This is a genomic window from Pseudomonas sp. 8 R 14, assembly GCF_900005955.1.
Classification (GTDB): Bacteria; Pseudomonadota; Gammaproteobacteria; order Pseudomonadales; family Pseudomonadaceae; genus Aquipseudomonas; species Aquipseudomonas marginalis.
This window is the reverse complement of record NZ_CVTH01000031.1, coordinates 1-22,114: the sequence shown is the minus strand read 5'-3', so window position 1 is coordinate 22,114 and position 22,114 is coordinate 1. Positions and strand designations below refer to the sequence as shown.

Sequence of the window (22,114 nt, the reverse complement as noted above, 5' to 3'; positions counted from 1 at the left end):
CGGCCTGGAACTCAGAACACCCACTGCCCAATCAACCACGCATTGGCGCCACTGATCAGCGCAAACAGAAACCACGCCAACACCCGAGTGTGCAGGCGATTGACGAACGGCCCCATCAGCTGCTTGTCGCCGGTCATGCGGATCAACGGGTACAACGCAAACGGCAACTGCAGGCTGAGCACCACCTGGCTGAGGATCAGCAGCTTGCCAATGGCCTGGTCGCCCATCAACCACACCCCGAGAAACGCCGGGATCAGCGCCAGCCCACGGGTGATCAGGCGGCGTTGCCAGCAGGGAATGCGCAGGTTGAGGTAGCCCTCCATGATCACTTGCCCGGCGATGGTGCCGGTAAAGGTCGAGCTTTGCCCGGACGCCAGCAAGGCGATGCCGAACAGGATGCTGGCAAAGGCGCCGCCCACCAGCGGGTCGAGCAAGCGGTAGGCGTCCTGGATCTCCACCACCTCAGTGTGCCCCGTCTTGTAGAAGGCGGAGGCGGCGAGTATCAGGATCGCGGCGTTGACCAGCAGTGCCAGGGCCAGGGAGCCAATGGTGTCGATCCGGGCCAGCTTGACCGCGTCCTGTTTGCTGGCGAGGTCTTTGCCGATCAGGCGGGTTTGCACGATCGAGCTGTGCAGGTAGAGGTTATGGGGCATCACCGTGGCGCCGAGAATACCGATGGCCAGGTACAACGGCGCGGCATCGCTGATGGCCGACAGGGATGGGGTGAAGCCACTGAACACATCCGGCCAATACGGTTTGATCAGCACCAGCTCAATGAAGAAACACACGCCGATGGTCGCCACCAGCGCCAGCATGATCGCCTCCAGGCGGCGAAAACCACGGTTTTGCAGGGCCAGGACCAACAGCGTATCGAAGGCGGTGATGACAATACCGGTGGTCAGGGAAACGCCCAGCAGCAGGTGAAACGCCAGGGCGCAGCCGAGTACTTCGGCGAGGTCGGTGGCGATGATGGAGATTTCCGCCAGCACCCACTGGGTGCGTGCGGAGCGTTTGCTGTAGCGCTCACGGCACAGTTGCGCCAAGTCCTTGCCGGTAGCGATACCCAACCGCGAGCACAGGCACTGCACCGCCATCCCCGCCAGGCTGGCGAGCAATACCACGAACAACAGGCTGTAGCCGTAGCGCGACCCGGCTTCGATGGCCGTGGCCCAGTTGCCTGGGTCCATGTAGCCGATGGAGATCAGCAGGCCGGGGCCGGCGAACATCAGGATGCGCTTGAAGAAGGACGCCTTGGGGTCAACGGCAACGGAGCCGGCCACTTCCGGCGGGCAGAATGGAGCGGTAGCGATTTTCGGCAGGCTGAATTTCACGCGGTATCCCAGGCAAACATACTCGACAGGGGCTCAGCTTATCAGTCGGACGCAACCGTGCGCATCACCGTCTCCCGAGGCAGGTCAAACGCCTCCACGACCTGTACCACCAGGTCCATCTCCTGGTTCAAGGCTTCACGCTCCATGCGCTGGCGAATCACCCCGATCACCAGCACGGCCAGGGTGGTGATCGAGTACGCCGGGCCGGAAAACGCCCGTACACCGCTCACCAGCAACATCGCCGCCGCCAACGCCTGGCCGACCACCGGGATCGCGGAGGCCGCACCACGACGCAGGATAAACCCGGTCAACCCGGCCAGCGCCGTGCCGCTCAACGCCGTAGTGGCTGTTCGGCCGACATCGAAACGGCTGAACAGACCCAGCTCCTTTTGCGCCGCCGCCTTGAGTTCAGCGTCGAATACCTGGCGGTCGGCGTGGCTGAGTTTGTCCTTGTACTGCTCGAGCAGTTTTTCCGCGACCTGGGCTTCGAGGTCAGCCAGTGCCACCGTTTCAACGGGCTCGGCAAACTTGATTCCCAGTCGCTGCGCCACCTCTTCGGCAATCTGCCGATAGTTCACGCCATGGCCACGGGCAAGGTTCATAAAGCTGTCGCCGCCCATGCGCTGCAACTCGATGGCCAGCTTGAGCGGCTCGCGTACCGTGGCGTCAATCGACGCACTGCGCTTTTGCGCCATCAATTCGGCCAGGAACGCCAGCTCCTCCGGCCGCGCCTGCACCAAGGCCGCAAGCAAGTCGGTGTCCTCTTCGGCAAAGCGTACCTCGCTGCTGCGCTGGTCGGCGCGGATCACGCCGCGCCGCTCATGCAAGAGGTCGGTGTACTGCACCACGGTCTGCAACTGCGGCCAGTACGCGGCATGATCAAAGGTAGCCAGGTGCACATTGGTAACCTTGGCCTTGAGTGCCGGCGTCACCGGGATCGCATACCGGCCGATGCACCGCTCGGTGTCCGGCTTCATGGCCAGGGCCCAGTCCTTGCTGGAGTGGCAATTGATCACCCGCCCCTTGAGCGGCGCACACACCTCATCCCAAGGGCTGGACGTACAGATCGCTCCGCCCATCAACAGCAGGTTGTCCAACGGCAGTTCCCGTGCGGTATCCGGGCTGGCAAGCAGGCTCTTGACCAGAATCCGCGCCCCCAGGGAATGCCCGATCAGGTTGATACGCCGCACCTGCAGCGCCTCGCCATGCAGGTAGCTGGCCAGCTCCGGCAGTAAGCTCCTGGCCACTTCCTCCACCCGCGCCTCGACGCTTTTGTAGTGGTCGAGAAAATAGGCAATCGCCTTGCCCACGCCGACGGTCGCGGCACCGATGCTGCCACCACCCAGCATCGCGGCGATCACCTCCTTGAAGGGCGCAAACAGGTTTTCCAGAAAATGCCCCGCCGGCCAGAACAGCATCAGGTTGGTCGAACCCTCGATACCCGCCAGCTGTTGCTTGAAATTGCCCAGCTGTTGCCGGTTAAAGAACGCCGAGTAACCGTGAACATAGAGATTGAGCACATCGCCCTGAGGCTCGCCGCACAATACGAACGTGGGCTTGCGGGTGCGGTGCATTTCATCCCACTGGTGCTGCATGGGCCGGTGACTCCTGGTAACGAGGGACGGCGATAATAACAAAGGGAGGCCTGTAGAACGGTGAATCCTGACCGGCGTGGCGGTCGCGAAGGCTCAGAACTGCGCCGCAGCCTTTGATTTGGCCAGGTAGCGCGCCGGCGAATCCCCCAGGTTGCGCCGGAACACGGAGGTGAATGCACTGGAACTGCTGAACCCCAATTCGAACGCGACATCGGTGATGGACGTGCCATGGCTTAGCCGTGCGGTGGCTTCCAATAGGCACACCTGCTGGCGCCAGGACACGAACGTCATCCCCGTGCCCTCGTAGAAATGGCGGGTGAAGGTGCGCCGACTCATGTTCGACCAATCAGCCATCTCGTCGAGGGTGATTTTCTGCGTGGGCGCATCCAGGAAGCGCTGACACGCTCGCGCCAGCCGCGGCTCGCACGGCAATGGCGCGCTGAGTGGCAGCTCGGGCATGGCTCCGATTTCATCAATCAACAGCGTCAGCACGCAGTGATGCCTCACGCTGGGTAATGCCGAGGAGTCGATAGCCAGCGCCGCCTCCAGTAAATGCCTGAGCAGGGGCGACACTTCAAACACCTGGCAGCGGTCCTGCAACCGCGCCCGCTTAGCGGCATCGGTGTCCAGGTAGGTATTGAGCATCACCACATCCCCGCGCATATGCATTTCATGGGGCACACCACCCGGCACCCAGATCGCCCGTTGCGGCGGTACCACCCAGTTGCCGAGATCGGTGAACATTTTCAGCGCGCCGGTGGAGGCATAGGCGAACTGCCCACGTGAGTGCGTGTGCCGCTCAAAGACGGTGCCGCAAGGGTATTCGCGCAGCGTTACCACGGCTTCTGGGCTGGCGGAATCAAAGGTCGGAATCATGGCCCGATTCTGTCAAAAGATGGCCTTGCATAGCAAGCGGGCCAACCCGCCACTCCCCTAACATCAACGCCCTCGAAAAAGCGTCATGACCAAGGGAACATTCCATGCTGAAAAAACACCTGGCGCTAGCCGTGCTCGTCACCCTGGTATGGGGGGTGAATTTCCCCATCACCAAACTCGGCCTGCGCTCGGTCGACCCTTTTGTCCTCACGGGCATCCGCTTTTCCCTCGCCGCCCTGCCGCTGGTGTTCTTCATCAAGCGCCCCGCCGTCAAATTCAGCTACGTGGCCGCCTACGGCGTCATCTTCGGGCTGGGCATGTGGGGCGTGATCAACTATGGCATCGAGAGGGGTGTGAGCCCCGGCATCGCGTCATTGATCATTCAACTCAGCGTATTTTTCACCATGGGCTGGGGTTGCGTGTTGTTCAGGGAAACACTCCGCGGGACGCAAATGGCGGGTGCATTTATGGCCCTGATCGGCCTGGCAGCTATCATCTCCACCCGAGAAGGCAGCCACGCAGTGCTGGGTGTGATGTTGATCGTACTCAGTGCGCTGGCCTGGAGCGTGGGTAACGTCATCATCAAGAAGTCGGGGGTCACTGAGGTCTTCTCGTTCATGGTGTGGGCCAGCCTGTTTCCGCCGATCCCGTTATTTCTCATGGCTTGGCTGATGCATGGCAGCGCGCCGTTCGAAGGCTTGCAATCCAGCCTCGACATCATTGCGATCCTGTCCATTCTGTTTCAGGTGTACCTGGCGACGCACTTTGCCTACTGGGGCTGGAACTCGCTGCTCAAGCTGTACCCGGTGTCCACGGTGGCGCCACTGTCGTTGTTGATTCCGGTGTTCGGGATCAGCAGTTCGATGCTGCTGATTGGCGAGCGCGTTCCCGCGCCAGACCTGATCTCGATTGCGATCATCATCGCCGGCCTGGCCGTGGGTTTATACCGCAAGCCGGTGTGAACCGCCCGCCGCCAGACACACACTGGCGTGTTGTCCCCTCAAACGCAGCAAAAACACAATTTTCGAAAGGTAAAAAGCGCTCTAATACCCTCCTGTCGATTGGTTTTAAAGATCCTGGAGTTCGCAATGCCCCATGAAGGCAATCTGTTACAAGCAGCCGTGGTGTTCCTGCTCGCCGCCGTGCTGACCGTGCCCCTGGCCAAGCGCCTGCAATTGGGCGCGGTGCTGGGCTATCTGTTTGCCGGCGTGATCATCGGTCCGTCGGTGTTGGGCCTGATTGGCAACCCGCAAAGCGTCGCGCAGTTCTCCGAACTGGGCGTGGTGTTGCTGCTGTTTATCATCGGCCTGGAGCTGTCGCCCAAGCGTTTATGGGTGATGCGCAAGGCGGTATTTGGCGTCGGCCTGGCCCAGGTGCTGCTCACCGGCCTGGTCATGGGAGCGGTGGCGTTGTGGCTGTTTGGCCAGTCGTGGAACAGCGCAATCGTGCTCGGCCTTGGCCTGGCGCTGTCGTCCACCGCGTTCGGCCTGCAAAGCCTGGCCGAGCGCAAGGAGCTGAACCAGCCCCACGGGCGCCTGGCGTTTGCGATCCTGCTGTTCCAGGACATCGCCGCGATCCCGTTGATTGCCATGGTGCCGCTGCTGGCCGGCAGCGATCATCCGACCACCGAAGCCCAGGGCCTGCAACACGTCCTGCAGATCCTCGGCAGTATTGCCGTGGTGATCATCGGCGGCCGCTACCTTCTGCGGCCGGTGTTTCGCATCGTCGCCAAGACCGGCCTGCGCGAAGTGTCCACCGCCACCGCCCTGTTGGTGGTGATCGGCACCGCCTGGCTGATGGAACTGGTGGGTGTGTCCATGGCCCTCGGCGCCTTCCTCGCCGGCCTGCTGCTGGCGGACTCGGAGTACCGCCACGAACTGGAATCTCAGATCGAGCCGTTCAAGGGCCTGCTGCTGGGGCTGTTCTTTATCAGCGTGGGCATGGGCGCCAACCTCAGCCTGCTGCTCAGCTCACCGCTGGTGGTGATCGGCCTGACCCTGCTGTTGATCGGTTTGAAGCTGCCGCTGCTGTACGCCGTGGGCCGCATGGTAGGTGATCTCAACCGCGAAAGCGCCCTGCGCCTGGGTGTGGTGCTGGCGGCGGGCGGTGAGTTCGCCTTTGTGGTGTTCAAGATCGGCCGCGACCAGGGCCTGTTCGAACCGCACCTCTACGACGTGCTAGTGCTGACCATCACCCTGTCCATGGCCGTCACCCCGCTGTTGCTGCTGGTCTGCCCCAAGCTGTTCAAGCCCAAGGTCAAGCCGGTGGAAGTACCGGAGGAATACCGCACCATCGAAAGCAATGCGCCGCGCGTGGTGATCGCCGGCATGGGCCGTATGGGCCAGATCGTCGCGCGGATCCTGCGCGCGCAGAACATCTCCTTCATCGCCCTCGACACCTCGGTGGAAACCATCGAGCTGACCCGCAGTTTCGGCGGCATGCCGGTGTTCTACGGTGATCCGCAACGTCCGGAGATCCTGCACGCCGCCAAGGTCGACCAGGCCGAGTTCTTCGTGATCGCCATGGACGACCCGGAGATCAACATCAAGACCGCCGAACTGGTGCGCAACCTCTACCCGCACATGCAGATCATCGCCCGTGCGCGTAACCGCCAGCACGTGCACCGCCTGGTGGACCTCGACGCCTCGCCGGTTCGCGAGACCTTCTACTCCAGCCTGGAAATGAGCCGTCGCACCCTGGTGGGCCTTGGGTTGACCCAGGCCCAGGCCGATGCCCGCATCACCCGCTTCAAGCACCACGACCTGCAAGTGCTCGCCGCCCAGCACGCGGTGTACGACGATGCGGCCAAGGTGATGCAAACCGCCCAGGAAGCCCGGGCGGAACTGGCGCGACTGTTTGAGATGGATCGGCTTGAGGAAGAGTCCGACAAGGTGTGAGGCTAAGGGCGAACGATATTGCGAATTTTCTGACAGAATGTGCCGCAATCTCGTTCACCCCTGGAGCGCTTCATGGCCACGTTCACCAAGACCGCTATCCTGCTGGCCCTCGCGCTGACCGCCGGCAGCGTCTTCGCCGCCGCCAAGCCGGCCACGCAAACCATTTCCACCTTGGGCGGTAAGTTCAACTTCAATCTGCCCAAGGCTTACGCCGCCGACACCCTCCCGGCCGGCAAGGCCGAGGACGGCACCGCTGATACCCAAGGCACGATGTACGCCAACCAGACCACGAAAAGCGTGGTGATCGTCGCCGAAACCGTGCGTAACGACGGGGTGAGCATCAAGGACAACGACCCGCAGTTCCTCGATGGCGCCGTGGCCGGCTTCGTCAAGGACCAGAGCGCTGCCCTGCCCGACTTCAAGAAGCTGAGCGAGAAGAAACTGACCTTCAAGGGCCTCGGCCTGCGCCAGGTGGACAGCACCGCCACCCAGGGCGGTGGCAAGACCTTGAACTCCACGTTTCTCGGCGGCTCCGGCAACCACTTGCTGGTAATCCAGGCGATCTCGCGGGCCGATGATACGAAGGGGCATGCAGAGCTGGTGAAGCAGATTACCGGCGGCAAATAACAAAGAGTCCTGACAACGCCCATCAAATGTGGGAGGGGCTTGCCCTAATGCCAGTCAGTTAAGCGTACATCGCCTCCTGTAGGAGCGAGCTTGCTCGCGAAAAACGTCAACGATAACGCGTGCTTCCTGAATGAACGCGGCGTCTGTGAGTTTTTCGCGAGCAAGCTCGCTCCTACAAAAAGCCTTAGCTGACTGGCATTAGGGCAAGCCCCCTCCCACCTTCATTCAGCGCGCTCACTTCAAATTTGTTTCCAGCCACGCTTTCAAGTCCTGCACTTCCACCTCACTGACCGTGTGGTTCATCCCCGGATAGCCATGAAACTCCGGCTTCAACCCAAGCCCCACCAACACCTCATTCGCCCGCGTCGCCGACGCATACGGCAGTGCCTGGTCCAGGGTGCCGTGGCCGATAAAGATCGCCAATTTGTTCAAGCGCTCATCCGGCTTCAGCTCAGCCTTGAGCACCGGCAGCACGCTGCCACTCAATGCCGCAATGCCGCGCACCAGCTGCGGGTCGCGCAACGCCACCTCATACGACATGATCGCGCCCTGGCTGAACCCCACCAGGAACACCCGGTCAGGCCGGGTGTGATACTTGGCGGTGGCTTTGCCGACAAAGTCCTTGATCAGCTTGGCGCTGCTCTGCAAATCAGCGGTCACACCATCGTAGTCACCGTCACCCGGCGCCTTGGTAAACCAGCGAAAGCCATTCGGCTGCACCGGCGTCGGCGCACGGGCCGACAGGTAGGTCCAGGTGGACGGCAGCGCGTCCTTGATGCCAAACAGATCTTCCTCATTGCTACCGAACCCGTGCAGGAAAATCACCAGCGGCTCGTTGCGCGCATCGCCCTGGGTCTGTTCCAGGTACGCCAGCGGCAAATCGGTGTGCAGCTCGGAATCAGCGTGGGCAACGCCGGCCACCAGGGTCAGTGCGAGGGCAAGCAGTTTGAGCATGGGACGTTACCTCAGGGTTTGCGCAACAAGTAAGTGTCCATGATCCAGCCATTCTCCAGGCGCGCCGCCTTGCGCACCCGTTCGATCTCTTCAGCCACTTCACTGACTTTGCCGCTGATCAGGATCTCGTCTGGCGTGCCCAGGTAAGCACCCCAGTAAATATCCAGGTCCTGATCGGCCACCGTACGGTAGGAATCTTCCGCATCGAGCATGACCACCAGGGTATCTGCATCGCTGGCCTGCCCCGCCGCCAATCGACGCCCGGTGGTGATCTCGATGGACTTGCCGATACGGTTCAACGCCACCTTATGCTGGGCCGCCAGGGCCTGCACGCTGGTGATACCGGGGATCACTTCGAATTCAAAGGCGCAGCGGCCACTGGCCAGGATCGCCTGCAAGATGCGGATAGTGCTGTCGTACAGCGCCGGGTCGCCCCAGGCCAGGAACGCACCGACTTCACCGTCGGCCATTTCCTCGTTGATCATGCGCTCGAAAGTTGCCTGCTTGTCGCGGTTGAGGTCCTGCACAGCAGTCGTGTAGTCGATCTCGCCACGTACGCGCTCGGGGCACTCGGCCTCGACAAAGCGGTAGCCAGGTTCGGTGATGTAGGTCTCGCAGATCTCGCGGCGAAGGTCGATCAACTTGTCCTTGCTCTGGCCCTTGTCCATCAGGAAAAACACGTCGGTGCGGTTCAGCGCTTTCACGGCCTGCATCGTGATGTAGTCAGGGTTGCCGGCGCCAATGCCGATGATCAGGATGCGTTTCATGGGTTGCTCTCATTGCGGGGCGTGGATTTTGCCATGTTCACGCACTCAGGCGTGAGTTTCCAGGCGCAGGCGCCACACCGTGTTGAAACGCAGTTCGGTAGCGGACAGGGGCTCGACATCGATCCGATAGAACATCGACACCGGAAACTGCATGACGTGCAACATCGCCGCGCGGATCACAAAGGGATGGGTAATGGCCACCACGTGCCCGGGTTGCGCCTCAAGCGTTTTCATCCACGCCGCGACCCGCGCGCAAATCTGCTCGACCGACTCGCCACCGTGGGGCGCACGGGTGCTGTGGGTCATCCAGTCCATCAACGCATCGCTGCGTAACTGACTGATGGCCTGGCCCTTCCAGTCGCCAAAGTCGCCATCGCGCAAGGCCTCTTCAATCACCGCCTGACTGCCGAACAACCCTGCCGTTTGCCAGGCGCGTGCCTCGGGCGCGCACAGCAGACGCGTTTTCTTCTTATAGCGCCCGGCCAGGGACAGCGCCGCCGCTTGCCAATCCATGACCACGGACTCGTTATCGGGAAAACGCCCGTACTTTTGAGCGGGTGTGGCGGCATGGCAAATGAGGCTCAAGCGGGAGGCCTGCATCACTGCTCACTCTGCATCGGGATAGCGCCTCGTATAAACCTGATACACACGTGCGGAACCGCCGAGTTTAACCATACCACTCCCTACAAGCCACGCGTCATACGTCGGACGCAGCAAAGTGCAATTACGGTGTCGTTATTTCCCTGCCCATTACGAGAAAACCTCATGATTATCACGCCCCAGGCGATTGTCGTACAGCCGCACCCGGTCTCACAGGAGGCCGGTCAGAACAATGGCGCGTCAGAACATCCAAGAGCCAAACGATCACTTACTCAAACTGTCACACAGTGGCCTGTGAATCCGCAGCCCTCCCCAACGGATGCACGTTTTCAACGCATCCAGAAACAAAGCAAACACCTTGTGGAGAAAAGCGACAGTGAAATGGCAAGCCAGTATTGCGCCGCATTGATGTTGCTGGAAAGTCGCAAAAAGTCCGTGATAAAAAACGGTGGTCAACTTCCAACGATCACTGACATTCCACCATTTTCCACCTTCGGCCAGGCGTGGGCACTCTTCGCTCAAGCACTCACTCAAGAGCCGTTTGCACGCTATGCCAAGGAAAATAACATCGATATTTCCACGATCAGATGGTTCCCCCACGCGGATGATATGGAATGCAGTATCAATGGCAAAATTCAACTCTTCTCGAGCCATACGCCCGGCTGGAAAGAAGCCAGCGCAGGTGTTGCAGCGGCGGCAAAAGAAGTAGCCGCCGGTCGACTTGAATCGTTTCGGTACACCGGCGCACGCAACGCGCCCATTGACGTGGTGAGCAACTTCTATGGCGAAGCCTTCTCGAACTTTCCAAACGACCTGCCCAGTGCGATACGCGACTTGCAGTACAACAATAAATTCAAAACCCTGATGCCCTTAAACGGCCCACTTACGCCGCAAGCCACGCGCGTCAGGACGGCACAAGCCGAAGTAGAGAACGCCATCGCCATGGCAACCTATAACCACACCAGGGGGGTAGCTGACGCAAACCGCACACCGACACCTTCGGAACGTGTCGAGGAAGCCGACCGGGAACTGGCGCGCATGCTCAGCAGGCTGGTGACAATCAAAGCCATGAACCCCCGCGCCGACGCGACCAAGGGGGTCCTCATCGGTACCCCTGAAGATTCGTCCTATGTACAGGCAGCACAAGCCTATAAAGAGGCGCTCTCCAGCGACGCGTTCAAGCGCTTCATGCAAGCACACAACCTGGATATCGAAAGTGTAGTGATCCATTCGGATGGGCGTCTGTCTGCCTGGGGGCCAGACTCAGACGGACGCATCAAATGGCTCACACTTCCCGCTGAACATAAACAGTGGGCAGCCCTTCAACCTGCCATCTTGAAAGTGGCCCGCGAGATAGGAGGTAGCGGGCCGATGGCCTTGCCGAACTACAACTACGGAGACTATCTCTACCCGATAGCGGGCATTATGGAATTTTACGGCGTACGCGAACATTACGGCTCACCGCAGTGGGCCGAACAAAACGCGGGGCTCATTCGCGACGGTTTCCCCGCCCTGCTCAAAGACAATCCTCCGAACGACGCCGCCTCCCTTGTGGTTCGCGAACGCCAACAGGCAGCCAAACAGCGCGTGGCGCGCAGGGAAGGACTCCCAGTTCCCAGCTTCGCCACTCCCACACCGCCGTTCAGACGCAACCTGGTCGATGCGGCCATACCCACGCCGCCCGCCCCGCCGACCGTTGGGCCCGTGAACACCATCGGCCAGCGTCTGTTTGAAGGGGAACCGAACATGCAAGCAGTGGTAGCCGGATTGCTCAAGGACGCCATCAATAAGGCATCCCCCTCATTGAATGTGGATGTCCAGCAGTTGGCCTTCGCCGTCCCCAACCCGGCAAATCCCGGTCAATACCTGGAAATACCCCTGATGGAACTGGCGATTAACCACATCGCCGGCGCTGACGCTCCCGTGTTCAGCAGTGACGGCAAGTTTGTCGACACTCGTGCGGACGTGCAGGCACGTACAGGCGATCCTGCGGGCACCGCGCTTGACATCGATAAATCAGCGCTCCAACAGGCGATCAGCCAGTTGCCCGGCAAGCTGAACGAAGCGCTTCAGACAGCCAAACTCGATTATTGGGGCAAGCCACCTTTCAACGAACCGGCCCCTGGTTTAGGCGCCGACACGGCGGTGAGTGTCACGCCCATTTTCGCCGGAGATCGTCGGTTGATGCTCAGTGAACTGATACGTAGCAACCTGCGCCTGGCCAGCCTGAAACACCCTGGGCTGGATGACTTGCAACGCGAAACCCTCGACATGGCGGTAAGGTATCCCCAAGGATCGACACGTCCCAAATTGGCTGACGGCTCCGAAGTGATCGTGTATAGGTTCTCCAGCACTGACAGTAGTCGTCCCGATACCCCGCAATATCTAACCCCCAACCTGGTCATGGAACGTAAGGTGGCGGGACGTACGATCGTGCTGGTGTGCGAGCCAAGCGGCAAGGTAACCCCCTATGCCTCGTTGGCCGCAGTCAAACAGGCCTGGGACCAAAACCTGAAAACACAACAGCCGACCACAACGTTCAGCACCGCCCTCACCCAATTGGACGTGAATGCGTTCTACATCCAAGCAAGCATTATTATCAACAGCAAAGCAGCGGATGCAGTCACCACCGACTCCACACTGCTCGACTCGCAGCCTCCTGGGCAGCCCCAGAACAAGATGTCCGACTGGATAAAAAATACCTCCGATGCCAACCGCTTCATCCTGCATGAGCTCACCATGGAACTGGCGGGCTACATGCATCGCAACAACGAACACACCTATAACAGCGGTATCCCGGATATCCGCACGTATACCCAGAACCAACTGAATGCGCTGTCACCGCCCCCCGTCCCTTATGACATCAATGATGTAGAAGTGCTGTTTCACACGCCGTATGGCGGCACGGGGGCCGGGTTCGGATTCGGAGCCATCCAGACCACTAAAATGGCCCTGAGCGACGCGTTCATCCAGAACCTTGCTGGATTACCTGGCGGTAGCATAGAGGTCCGCCACAAACCAACGGGAACGCTGATACCGGCGCTGGGCAAAGAAGGCGCCCTCAAAGCGTTGATTGAAAAAGTCAACGTCGGAAAGAACTACCCAGACTTGCTTAAACGCGAGTTGCTGGATGACCCTGCAAAAAAAGCAGAACGTCAGCTACGTTTTGTGCAACAAGTACCGATTGAACTAAAGATGAAGGCGCTGGAGTTGACCGCCAAAGGCGCGTCTGGTTTCGATAACGCCATGGGGTTTCGTTACCTTCAAGCGGTACTTGACCCCACTCCCGGTACCAAGTCCGTCAATGGCAATGAAATCACGATGCGCCCATTGGCATTCGTGCCCGAACCTGGCGCATCGCCTGACATCGTCGAGAACATGTACCTGATCGAACCCAAGGACAGCACCGTCGGTCCGCATGTTCTCTATCGCCCGCTGATGGCCGATGCTCCACTGATGCAGTTTCCTTCTCGCAAGGCATTGATGGAGGCCATCCAGAAACCCGGAAAGTTACAAAACGATATTCTGGCCTGGATGCCCGATGAAACGACCCGCACAGTCTATGCCCACGGTGGTTTCAGCGAACCTCACCTGCACCGTAACAGAGTGTTTATTGATGACTTCACTATACCGAGCACACCGGCGGCCCCCACACTCGCCACCACCGGCGCCGGGATTGATGACATAGGGGCAAAACTGCAAGCCGGGCAACTGATGAGCCACCTGTACGAGGCTAACGCCAAGACCGTGACAACGCTGGCCGAACAGCAAACGGTGTCAAACGCGGAAAGTCGCTGGGCAACCCTGAAAGAAGGTGGGTTTCTCGTCCTCAACGCCGTCTTGCCCGCCCTTCGCGGCCCCGCAGCCGTCATCGGCCTGGCGTTGCAGACTCAGGGAATCCTTGGCGATATCGAAACCCTGGCCAATGAAAAGGACGGCCACAAGGAAGCCGCCGTTACCGATCTGTTGACCAACCTCGCAATACTGGTACTTCACTTACGTACACGCTCTCCAGGCTCAGCATCTGCGGCACATTCAAACTCAAGCAATACCGTCGGCATGTTGCCCGAAGTTGCGCGATCGCCAATAACGAACAATATCGTGGCGTTGGGAGGGCGCATCGAAAACGTCAAGGCCATCGATGGTGGCGTTCAAACTTTTGAAGATGTCTACAACGGTGAAAAACGCATAAATATTATCGGGCATGGATATGAGCCAGAACCGGGCGAACCGACAAAACTAATGGGCGAAGGTGGAAGAAAACTATCAGCCAGCGACATATATTTTGAGCTCTTGAGCCGAGGCATCGACATTAAAGACTATAAAGCAGCGCGTATCCTCACCTGCTACTCCGCAAATGGAGGTGATAAAGCTCTCGCTACCGATCTACATGAAGTTACAGGCGTACCGTTCAAAGGCTTTGAAGGAAAAGTGTACTCAGGCTTTGCACTGGGCACTCACCCCCAAGACGTATTCAATGATTTTGTAACTGACTTTACAAAAGAGTTTCCTGCACTATCTAAAGATGAAGTCGACACACTCGCAGGCCTTACGATGCAACAAAAATATGTCCAAGACTACACCAGCGCCACGGCGAGCAAGCCACACGGCAAGCCGATACAGATAAATATCGGAACCACTGAAAAACCCGTGGTTGCGACAGTCGAGACAAATTACAAACCTTCTCGTTTCGGGCCACCAAAAGTCAAACTATCCCCCAGCGATCCCAGCTTCATCCCCACGCGACAAGATGCGACGATACGCAGCTACGATGACTTCCGAGACTTTGAAAAACTATCAGCGCCCGAACAGAAGGCCCAGAGTATTCTGATGATCCCGTCTGAAAATAAACAATTTGAATTTTTCATTGATGGATCGGGCAAAAATCCAAATAACCGATTAAATATCGTGGGGAGTGAAGTCACCCTAGACACATTTGAAGGGTCCTTGAATGAAGCCACCTCTCAGACGCCGGAAAGCCTTGCCACACTGATCGCCCCGGTGCGCGACAAAACAAAATCCACCTCACTTAGATTGCTCGTCGATAAGGCTGCCCAGACGGCCTTCCCCCAGAAGCTGGCCAATGCCACTGGCCTGACCGTAGAGGCTCCCATGGGTAACGTCCCTTTCTTTGAAGTCACAGAAGGCAGGTACTGGCTGATGCGCGATTCTCGAAGTGAAGTGGAGCCAGCGGTAAACGAGTGGAAAACCTTCACACCCGAGTGAGGGGTGCGCACGGCCGTCGCCGCCTTAACGGTGGCGGCAGCCTGCCCAGCCTCCCAGAGCAGTGAACGGCTCGATTTGCAAAGCTGTTTCCACTAATCAAACCACTCCCGCCGCCCCTCAAAGGTGCTGATGATCAACTCGATGATCATCTGCACCGCCTCGGGGTGGCGCACCTGCGCATTCACCGCCAGCCACACCTGGCGCTGCATGCTGTCCTCGGCCAACAACCCCGGCAACGCCACCAGCCCCCGGTCGAAGCTGCTCATGTAGTGCGGCAGCAAACCGATGCAGGCGCCGCAGCGGATCATCTCCAGCATCAGCGAATAGGCATGCACCTGCACCACCGCCGCCTGGCGTTGTTGCACCACCTGGTTCCACGGCTGCAGCGCCTCGACCTGGGCGTCCGGCTGCCATTGCACCAGCATGTAGTCAGCCAGGTCTTCCACGCTGTCCGGGCGCGTGGTCAGGCGTGAATAGCGCTTGGCGATATGCGGCAGGTACCGCAATCGCGCCAGCGCCCGCGGCGGTTCGGTGACAAAGCTCGGGCCGGGCACCGGGCCGTCGGTGTCCGCCAGCCACAGCACCACATCCACGTCCACCGCCTGCAGGGACAGGTGGCTGTCGAGGGAGATGATCTCCAGGCGCACGCTGGCATTGCGGCGCAGCAAGGCGATCAGGTCGCGGCCGAGGATGTCGTGCAGGATCGGCTCGGCCACCGCCAGGCGAATCAGCGGCTGTTCCAGTACCGGCAGGCGCCGTTCATGGGCCAGGGCGATCAGTTGGGCCTGCAATTGCTGGCCGTCGCGGCTGAGCACCAGGCCGTTGCCCTGGTAGCTGAACAGCGCATGGCGCAGGTGCTCCTCCAGCTGGGCCAGGCGCTTGCGCAACAGGGTTGCCTTGATATTCAGGCTGCGCGCGGCCTGCATGAAACAGCCGCAGCGCGCACTCACCAGAAAGTAGCGGGCCACCTCCGGGTCGATCTCGCTGGCCAGGGCCAGCCAGGCACTGCGTGGCTCGGTAGGTGCACGGTAAGCAGTGGGCCCCTGTGGGGCAGACGGTTCGAGAAATGCCATGGGAGACTCCCTGTCTGGTTGGTCTGTGCATCCAATGCGGGTTGAGGCGTGTTACTCCAGCACTTTGTTCAACTCGGCGCCGTCGATACTCAAGGTCGCGGTGTTGAGCATGCCTTCCAGGTAGGCCTTGGCGATCTGTTCCTGGCGCTGGGCGCGCAGGGCCTGGGTCAGGCGTTCACGCAGCTCGTCCAGGGTGGCGGTGCGCGCCGGTTGCTGGCCGATGAGCTTGAGCACATGAAACCCGGCCAGGCTCTGCACCACGTCCGAGACCGCACCGACCTTGAGCCGCGCCACCGCGCCGCGCACCTCCGGCACCAGTTGCTGCAACGGCTGCATCCCCGAATCGCCACCGCGCGCGGCGCTGTCGGGGTCCTGGGAAAACTGCGTGGCCAGGGCGGCAAAATCAGCCGGTGCGGCCTGGGCCTTGCGGCTCAGTTCCTGGGCCTGGCGCCGTACGGCATCGAGGTTTTGCGGGTCATTCACCGCGAGGAAAATCTGGCTCACCTGGTACAACGGCGGCGTCACCCATTGCGCCTTGCCGCTGTCGTAGGCCTGTTGCAACTCGGCGGCGCTGGGGTAGTCGGCCGTTACCTGGCTGACCGACAGCATGTAGTCGCGAAACACGATCTGCTCGGCGGCGGCGCGGGTCTGCTGCTCCACCTCCGGGCGCTGGCGCCAGCCCTGGGCATCGGCCTGTTCAAGCACGGCTTTTTGCGCCAGGCGTGAGCGGATCCAGGTTTCCAGGGCGCCACGGTTGCCGCGCAGTTGCTCGCGGGATTCGGCCGGCAGGCTGGCCAGCACGCTTTTCAGCTCCGCCAGGTCGATCTGCTGGTTGCCCAGGCGCGCCACCGCTGGCCCGCTCGGCGCGGGATTGATCACCGGCGCCGGTTGCTGCGCCGCCACCGGATCGCTGCCCGGTCGCAGGCTCAACGCCACGGCCACCACCAGCACAGCCAGCGCCCCCGCGCCGAGCATCAGGGTTGGCTTTTTCACAGCACCGCCGCCTCTTCACCCACCGCGGCAGCCTGCAACTGCGCGGCCTGCTGGCTGTACTCACGCAGGTAGACGATAAACTCCTGCAACAGGCGATCCCACAATTCCAGCTGGCTGCGCAGGTGCGTGACGCCAACGCCGGCCACCACCACGTCCATTTCCATCAACAGGAACTCGCCCTGCACCGACAACCGTGCAAAGCGCCGCGAGGCGTTCCATACCGGGGCCAGGCCCTCGGGCAACTCGCCCTGTACCCGCAGCGCGCAGCTGTAGGTGAAGTCCACATAGCTGCCCTGCTCCGCCGCCGGGTTACCGAAGCGCACGGCAAAGCCGATGCCCTGGCTGGCGCTGAGCAACTGCACGATGCCGTTCTGTTCGCTCTGGTTAACCCGGTAGCCGGCGTCCTGCAACAGGTCGGTGAGGCTCTGGACGGTGACGCTGGTGATCAATTCGCTCATGGTGATCTCTTCCTTGTCTATCAGTGATTGGCGGCTGCCTGGGGCGCATCAAAACGGCTCTTGTACAGATCGTCGCCAAAACCCTGGGCCAGTTCCTCGAACTTGACCCGTGCGCTGCTTGCGAACGGCTGGCGAATGCTCATCACCTCGGCCACATCGATTTTTTCGTAGGCTGCGAGCAACTGCTGGGCCACGCCGTACATCTGTTGATTCTTGACTGAACATTGCTGCACTTGTGTGTCACGTTCGCTTAAGGCCGCCTGCAGGCGCGCGCGCTCGACTTCTTTACCCTTGGCCAGCACCAGCAATTCGTCATAGGCCTTCTTGAACTTGCCGATCTGCTCGTTGCTCGCCGCCACCTGGGCCTGCGCCTGGCTGTGCAGGCTCTGTTGCTGGCCGGCCAGTTGCTCAGCCATGCCACGGGCCTTTTCCAGCTCGGCGGTCAATTGCTTGATGTGCGCCTGGGCCTGTTTGGCCTGGTTTTCGGCGGCCAGCCGTGCGGCACTGGCCTGGGCCTGTTCGCTTTGCAGCGCCTGCAATTGCTGGGTGGTGCTGCGCAGTTGCGTACGCAGGCGCTCCTCCATGCCTTCGGCCGACGCGCCGGTACTCACCAGCAGCAGTAACAGCGCGCAGATTCGTGTGTTCATGTGGCGTCTCCCTGCGCATCAAAAGCGCGTGTTGAGTTCCAGTTGCATCACATCGACTTCGAACGGCTGGCCATACACTTCGGAGGCGCTCAACCAACGCGCACTGGCGTAGATGTTCTTGTCGATACCGTAGTTGCCGCCAATGAAATAGCCCTTGGCGTTGGTGCCGCCCAGGTGGAACGACGAGTCGTTGAAGCCGTCGGGCAAGGCGTCGGGCTGGATGTACTTGTAGCCGGCCAACACATTCCAGTCGCCGCGCTTGCGCATCTCCAGGGCGCTGCCGAGGGTGAACGAGACCATCAGCGCATTGCCGCCACTTTCAAACTGGCCGTTGCTGTTGATGTTGTTGACGATCTCGCCTTCGCTGCGCTTGAGCATCTCGCCCTTGTCGTAGGCCAGGTTGTGGATGAAATTGGCCTGGCTGCGCAACTTGAAGTCGCTGGGCAGTTCGCTGTCCCAGACCAGGTTGAGGTCCAGCACATCGAACTTGGACGCCAGGCCTACGTACTGCGGGTCGGGTGTGCGCGCAGGATCCGCCGGGTTGGTGGTGTTGTTGCGCAGGTTGAATACCGTGTTGCCTTTCTGCATGAAGGCCACGCGCGTGCCGTCGGTGTCGCAACCTGCCGCGCCCTGCCAGGTGGAGCAAGGGCTGGAGCGCTCGCCTTCGATGTCCTGGAACTGGTAGTAAGCCGCGGCGAGTTTGAGGCGGTTGCTGCGGTTGATCTTCCAGTCCGCGCCGATCTGCCCGCCAAACAGCCATTTGGTGTCGCTGTCTTCCTTGTCGATACCATTGGTGCTGGCGGTGTCGGAGGTGTACTCCACCGGGAAGGCGCCGAGGGTACCGAACAGGCCCCACTCGCTGTTGAGGCTGTGGTTGAAGACCGCCGCCACGCCGTCGAAGTTGAGGTCGTTGGAATACATCATGTCGGTGGAATAGAACGGGTTACCGATGCGCCCGGCGGTCAACGTCATGTAGTCGGTGGTTTTCCAGCTCAGGTAACCCTGGTCGAGCCAGATGTCCTTTTTGCCGAAGCCGCCGCCCAGGGTCTGGGTGGTGGACACCGGGTTATTGTCGGAGCCGGTGGCGATGCGAATGCCGGCGGTCCATTCCGGCGAGATCACCGCTTTCATGCCCAGGCGTGCCCGCAGGCGGAACAGGTTCTCGCGGTCCTCGCGGGTGTTGATCAGCGGTGGGAACTTGGTGTTGGAGTTTTTGTTGACGTCGTACGGGCCGGTGTCATTGAGCTTGGCAAAATCGGTGATGTTGTTGCTGTTATTGCCCGAGAAGTAGCGCGACTCGTCGCGCAGACGAATATCGCCATCAAAGCTGATGCGCGAGATCCAGTCGGGGAACGTATTGGGCTGCGCCCAGTTTTCCTGCTTGGCGGTGGACATGACTTCGGCTTTGACCTGGTCGCGGATCTGGTCGCGCACCGCCTGCGGCACGTACTGCACGCGCACATCCCCAGGCGCGGTCGCCGGGCCGCTGGCAACCACCGGCGCGGCGTTGGCCTGGCGGGCCTGCTGGGCTTCCTTTTCGGCCTGGGCGATCAGCCCATTGGCGGTGTCCTGGGTCAGCACACCTTGCTGCACCAGCAGGCGGATCAGGTTGATGGTGACGTTTTCCGAAGGCGCAACCGGGGCTGCCGCGGCTTGCCCGACCAGGGTCGCGATGACCATGCCAACCGCCAGGGTCAGTCGATTCACGGGGGAAATCATGTGTACGCAACTCCTGTAAAAAACCGTAGGTAAGAGGTTTCGTGCAATCAATCCGGACGCCGGCCCTTGAGGGACAGGCGCATGGGCAGCGTCAGCGACGCCGGAGGTTTCTGGGTGGCGCGCGGCGCACGGATCAGCGCCAGCATCTGCGCGTCGGTGTCGGCATCCCCGCTGGACTTGGCCACCAGCGCCTTCGTCACCTGGCCGTCGGCGCCCAACCACAGGTCTATCTGTATCGCAAAGGCCTTCTTGCGCAGCTCCGGGTCTTCGCGCATCAGGCGCTGATAGGTACCGGCCAGGTACTGCTTGTACGTGCCGGTCCCCAACCCGCCGCCGCCACTGCCGGCCATGCCGCCGCCCTTGCCGGCGCCGATATTGAAACCGTCGTTACCGGACTGCGCATCGCCGTCGATCTGCATCGGGTTGGCCAGGTCTTCATTCGGTGAAGGCGGTGCTTCCTCGGCCGGCTTGACCTCTTCGGGTTCAGGGCTGGGCACCGGCTCCGGGACTTTCTCTTCAACCTGGGGCTCGGGCTCCTTGGGTTTTTCCGGGGGTGGCGGCGGCGGCGGCGGCAACGGAATAATCGTCGGCACCTTCGGCGCTTCACGGCGTACGCCACTCATGTCATTGGCCCACTGCCAGAGAAACCAGGCCGCCACGGCGCCCAGCAACAGGCCGGCGCCCCATTTCAATGGGCGCAACGGCGGTTTGTTCTTCACCGGCAATGGCGCGATCGGGATCTGTGCGGTCATGACTCAGCCCTGGCTCGGTTTGCCGGTGACCAGGCCGACCTGGGACAGCTCCAGCCGGCGCAGCAGGTCGAGCACCTCGATGACTTTCTGGTACTGCACCATCGCATCGCCGCGCACGATCACCGGGAAGTCCGGGTTCAGCGCTTTCTCGATGCGCAGGCGTTCTTCCAGTTCGCCGAGGGTCACCGGGTACGCATCGAGGAACACCTGGCCGCCGTCATTCACGGAGATGGCCTTGGTCTTGGCCTCCGACAGCGACACCGAGGCGCTGGCCTTGGGCAGGTGGATCTGGATCCCCGAGACCTGGGCGGTGGCGGTGAGGATAAACATCACCAGCACCACCATCAGCACGTCCACCAGGGGCGTGATGTTGATGCTGTCGACGGCGGCATCATCGTCATCGTCGTGTGAGGCATTTACGGAAGCCATGGCGATTCTCCTCAGGCCGGAACCGATGCGTGATGGTCGCGGCGGTGCGCGGTTTCACTGTGCTGGCTCTCGCCGTGCATCTCCGCCAGGCGGGTGATGAACTCGTCGACGAATACGCGCATGTCGGCGCTGACTTCCTTGTTGCGCGTGATCAGGCGGTTGTAGCCAAACAACGCGGGGATCGCGACGAACAGGCCCATGGCCGTGGCCAGCAACGCCGCCGCCATGCCCGGAGCGATGGCGTTGATGTTCACGTCGCCGGCCATGGCCGTGCCGAGGAACACCACCATGATCCCCAGCACCGTACCGAGCAGGCCGATGTACGGGCCGCCGGCGATGGCGTTGGACAGGGTCGACAATTTGGAACTCAGGGCCTGGTTCTCACGGGTGCGCACACCGTCCATGGAGCAACGGATCGCTTCGATGGTCGCCGCCGACACCGACGAGGTGTCGGCGCCCTGGGCACGCCGGGTACGGATCTCCTTGACCGCCACCAGGTACAGGCGCCACAGCGAAGAGTGGGTCAGGCGCTCAGCCAACTGCGCGTCGTCGGCATACATCTCCAGGCGCGTGCCGATCTGGGCGAAGTGCTCGCGGAATACTTCGTTGGCACTGCTGAGGCGACTGACCTGGCGGTTCTTGCGCAGCATGATGACCCACGACTGGAACATCATCGCCACCAGCACCAGGATGATCACCCAGGCGTCCACCGGCACGGCGTTGAGCAAAAAGCCCAGGCTGCCGAAGCCGAAGCCGGACTGTTCTTCATCCACGCCGTAGGCCACCAGTTTCGACTCGGCGCCCTGGGCACTCGCATCGGCCAGCAACAGCGCGGCCGGGCGCGCCACCTTGGACAGGCGCAGCTCATCCATGGCCCCGGCGAACGGCAGGTGCGCGCTGCCGGCTTCCGGCAGGTCGGCGCCGACCGCCAGCTGCGTGTTGAACCCAGGCATGGCCACGGCGAGCGTGGCGCTTTCACGGCCATTCACATACAGCGTGACCTTGTCGCCCTCGGCGGTGAACGCCAGGTGCTGCCATTGGCCAGGGTTCAGCGGTTGGGTCGACACCGCGCGCTGGCCGTCGATCTCCACAAACGGCGAGCCCTGGTTCAGGCCCAGCAACAGGCTGTGGGCACCGTCACGTCGGGCCAGCACGATTTGCTCACCGCTG

At 61.1% G+C, this 22,114-nt stretch carries 18 protein-coding genes; 4 read left to right on the top strand and 14 right to left on the bottom strand.

Annotation, left to right across the window (positions count from 1 at the left end; all coding sequences use genetic code 11):
- Window positions 1–11: 11 nt before the first annotated feature.
- From BFQ01_RS04645 to BFQ01_RS04635, 3 genes are all read right to left on the bottom strand, one after another.
- Window positions 12–1,331, bottom strand: a complete 1,320-nt coding sequence (locus BFQ01_RS04645; RefSeq protein WP_065924385.1) for an Nramp family divalent metal transporter — start codon at window positions 1,329–1,331, stop codon at window positions 12–14.
- 41 nt (window positions 1,332–1,372) lie between these two features.
- Window positions 1,373–2,926, bottom strand: a complete 1,554-nt coding sequence (locus tag BFQ01_RS04640) for a DUF726 domain-containing protein (RefSeq protein WP_065924384.1) — start codon at window positions 2,924–2,926, stop codon at window positions 1,373–1,375.
- 93 nt (window positions 2,927–3,019) lie between these two features.
- Window positions 3,020–3,802: an AraC family transcriptional regulator gene (locus BFQ01_RS04635; protein ID WP_065924383.1), complete on the bottom strand. Its 783-nt coding sequence runs from the start codon at window positions 3,800–3,802 to the stop codon at window positions 3,020–3,022.
- Window positions 3,803–3,906: 104 nt separating this feature from the next.
- On the opposite strand from BFQ01_RS04635, the gene BFQ01_RS04630 reads away from it, so the two are divergent.
- The 3 genes from BFQ01_RS04630 (at window position 3,907) to BFQ01_RS04620 (ending at window position 7,326) form a co-directional block, all read left to right on the top strand.
- Window positions 3,907–4,764, top strand: a complete 858-nt coding sequence (locus BFQ01_RS04630) for an EamA family transporter (protein ID WP_065924382.1) — start codon at window positions 3,907–3,909, stop codon at window positions 4,762–4,764.
- Between the two features lie 126 nt (window positions 4,765–4,890).
- Window positions 4,891–6,699, top strand: a complete 1,809-nt coding sequence (locus BFQ01_RS04625) for a monovalent cation:proton antiporter-2 (CPA2) family protein (protein WP_065924381.1) — start codon at window positions 4,891–4,893, stop codon at window positions 6,697–6,699.
- A gap of 72 nt (window positions 6,700–6,771) precedes the next feature.
- Window positions 6,772–7,326, top strand: a complete 555-nt coding sequence (locus BFQ01_RS04620; RefSeq protein WP_065924380.1) for a hypothetical protein — start codon at window positions 6,772–6,774, stop codon at window positions 7,324–7,326.
- Between the two features lie 234 nt (window positions 7,327–7,560).
- Here the strand turns inward: BFQ01_RS04620 and BFQ01_RS04615 are convergent, their stop codons facing one another.
- Genes BFQ01_RS04615 through BFQ01_RS04605 form a run of 3 tightly spaced genes read right to left on the bottom strand, consistent with a single transcriptional unit; the run spans window position 7,561 to window position 9,647 of the window.
- Entirely contained in the window at window positions 7,561–8,280 is a 720-nt protein-coding gene (locus tag BFQ01_RS04615; RefSeq protein WP_065924379.1) for an alpha/beta hydrolase, read from the bottom strand.
- An 11-nt stretch (window positions 8,281–8,291) separates the two neighbouring features.
- Complete coding sequence (gene cobF, locus BFQ01_RS04610) at window positions 8,292–9,047, bottom strand: precorrin-6A synthase (deacetylating) (protein WP_065924378.1); 756 nt, start codon at window positions 9,045–9,047, stop codon at window positions 8,292–8,294.
- Window positions 9,048–9,092: 45 nt separating this feature from the next.
- Entirely contained in the window at window positions 9,093–9,647 is a 555-nt protein-coding gene (locus BFQ01_RS04605; protein WP_065924377.1) for a histidine phosphatase family protein, read from the bottom strand.
- 165 nt (window positions 9,648–9,812) lie between these two features.
- Here BFQ01_RS04605 and BFQ01_RS04600 point away from each other — a divergent pair, with 165 nt between their 5' ends.
- A complete protein-coding gene (locus tag BFQ01_RS04600; RefSeq protein WP_141691245.1) occupies window positions 9,813–14,873 on the top strand; it encodes a dermonecrotic toxin domain-containing protein in 5,061 nt (1,686 codons plus the stop codon).
- Window positions 14,874–14,965: 92 nt separating this feature from the next.
- On the opposite strand, the gene BFQ01_RS04595 is transcribed toward BFQ01_RS04600, so the two are convergent.
- The 8 genes from BFQ01_RS04595 to BFQ01_RS04560 form a co-directional block, all read right to left on the bottom strand.
- On the bottom strand, window positions 14,966–15,946 hold the full coding sequence (locus BFQ01_RS04595) for a LysR family transcriptional regulator (protein WP_065924375.1): 981 nt from the start codon (window positions 15,944–15,946) through the stop codon (window positions 14,966–14,968).
- 51 nt (window positions 15,947–15,997) lie between these two features.
- On the bottom strand, window positions 15,998–16,939 hold the full coding sequence (locus BFQ01_RS04590; RefSeq protein WP_065924374.1) for a peptidylprolyl isomerase: 942 nt from the start codon (window positions 16,937–16,939) through the stop codon (window positions 15,998–16,000).
- Window positions 16,936–17,397, bottom strand: a complete 462-nt coding sequence (locus tag BFQ01_RS04585) for a YbjN domain-containing protein (protein WP_065924373.1) — start codon at window positions 17,395–17,397, stop codon at window positions 16,936–16,938. Before BFQ01_RS04585 ends, BFQ01_RS04590 begins: the two co-directional genes overlap by 4 nt.
- Window positions 17,398–17,417: 20 nt before the next feature.
- Window positions 17,418–18,044 carry a DNA repair protein gene (locus tag BFQ01_RS04580; protein WP_065924372.1) on the bottom strand — a complete coding sequence of 209 codons (627 nt, stop codon included), beginning with the start codon at window positions 18,042–18,044 and terminating at the stop codon, window positions 17,418–17,420.
- An 18-nt stretch (window positions 18,045–18,062) separates the two neighbouring features.
- Window positions 18,063–19,763, bottom strand: coding sequence for a putative porin (locus BFQ01_RS04575; RefSeq protein WP_065924371.1), 1,701 nt, complete (start codon window positions 19,761–19,763; stop codon window positions 18,063–18,065).
- A gap of 47 nt (window positions 19,764–19,810) precedes the next feature.
- Window positions 19,811–20,515 (bottom strand): energy transducer TonB family protein, encoded by a 705-nt coding sequence (locus BFQ01_RS04570; RefSeq protein WP_065924370.1) that lies wholly within the window; start codon window positions 20,513–20,515, stop codon window positions 19,811–19,813.
- A gap of 3 nt (window positions 20,516–20,518) precedes the next feature.
- Entirely contained in the window at window positions 20,519–20,944 is a 426-nt protein-coding gene (locus tag BFQ01_RS04565; RefSeq protein WP_010211136.1) for an ExbD/TolR family protein, read from the bottom strand.
- 11 nt (window positions 20,945–20,955) lie between these two features.
- Window positions 20,956–22,114, bottom strand: a 1,159-nt coding sequence (locus BFQ01_RS04560) for a MotA/TolQ/ExbB proton channel family protein (RefSeq protein ID WP_176718733.1), incomplete at its 5' end; no start/stop codon positions are given.

Bases quoted from the DNA above. Each gene is read 5' to 3' on its own strand.
- BFQ01_RS04640 (WP_065924384.1), bottom strand. From the start codon at position 2,926: ATGCAGCACCAGTGGGATGAAATGCACCGCACCCGCAAGCCCACGTTC.
- BFQ01_RS04585 (WP_065924373.1), bottom strand. From the start codon at position 17,397: ATGAGCGAATTGATCACCAGCGTCACCGTCCAGAGCCTCACCGACCTG.
- BFQ01_RS04595 (WP_065924375.1), bottom strand. From the start codon at position 15,946: ATGGCATTTCTCGAACCGTCTGCCCCACAGGGGCCCACTGCTTACCGT.
- BFQ01_RS04615 (WP_065924379.1), bottom strand. From the start codon at position 8,280: ATGCTCAAACTGCTTGCCCTCGCACTGACCCTGGTGGCCGGCGTTGCC.
- BFQ01_RS04635 (WP_065924383.1), bottom strand. From the start codon at position 3,802: ATGATTCCGACCTTTGATTCCGCCAGCCCAGAAGCCGTGGTAACGCTG.
- BFQ01_RS04605 (WP_065924377.1), bottom strand. From the start codon at position 9,647: ATGCAGGCCTCCCGCTTGAGCCTCATTTGCCATGCCGCCACACCCGCT.
- BFQ01_RS04570 (WP_065924370.1), bottom strand. From the start codon at position 20,515: ATGACCGCACAGATCCCGATCGCGCCATTGCCGGTGAAGAACAAACCG.
- BFQ01_RS04565 (WP_010211136.1), bottom strand. From the start codon at position 20,944: ATGGCTTCCGTAAATGCCTCACACGACGATGACGATGATGCCGCCGTC.
- BFQ01_RS04600 (WP_141691245.1), top strand. From the start codon at position 9,813: ATGATTATCACGCCCCAGGCGATTGTCGTACAGCCGCACCCGGTCTCA.
- BFQ01_RS04630 (WP_065924382.1), top strand. From the start codon at position 3,907: ATGCTGAAAAAACACCTGGCGCTAGCCGTGCTCGTCACCCTGGTATGG.
- BFQ01_RS04575 (WP_065924371.1), bottom strand. From the start codon at position 19,763: ATGATTTCCCCCGTGAATCGACTGACCCTGGCGGTTGGCATGGTCATC.
- BFQ01_RS04625 (WP_065924381.1), top strand. From the start codon at position 4,891: ATGCCCCATGAAGGCAATCTGTTACAAGCAGCCGTGGTGTTCCTGCTC.
- BFQ01_RS04580 (WP_065924372.1), bottom strand. From the start codon at position 18,044: ATGAACACACGAATCTGCGCGCTGTTACTGCTGCTGGTGAGTACCGGC.
- cobF (WP_065924378.1), bottom strand. From the start codon at position 9,047: ATGAAACGCATCCTGATCATCGGCATTGGCGCCGGCAACCCTGACTAC.
- BFQ01_RS04620 (WP_065924380.1), top strand. From the start codon at position 6,772: ATGGCCACGTTCACCAAGACCGCTATCCTGCTGGCCCTCGCGCTGACC.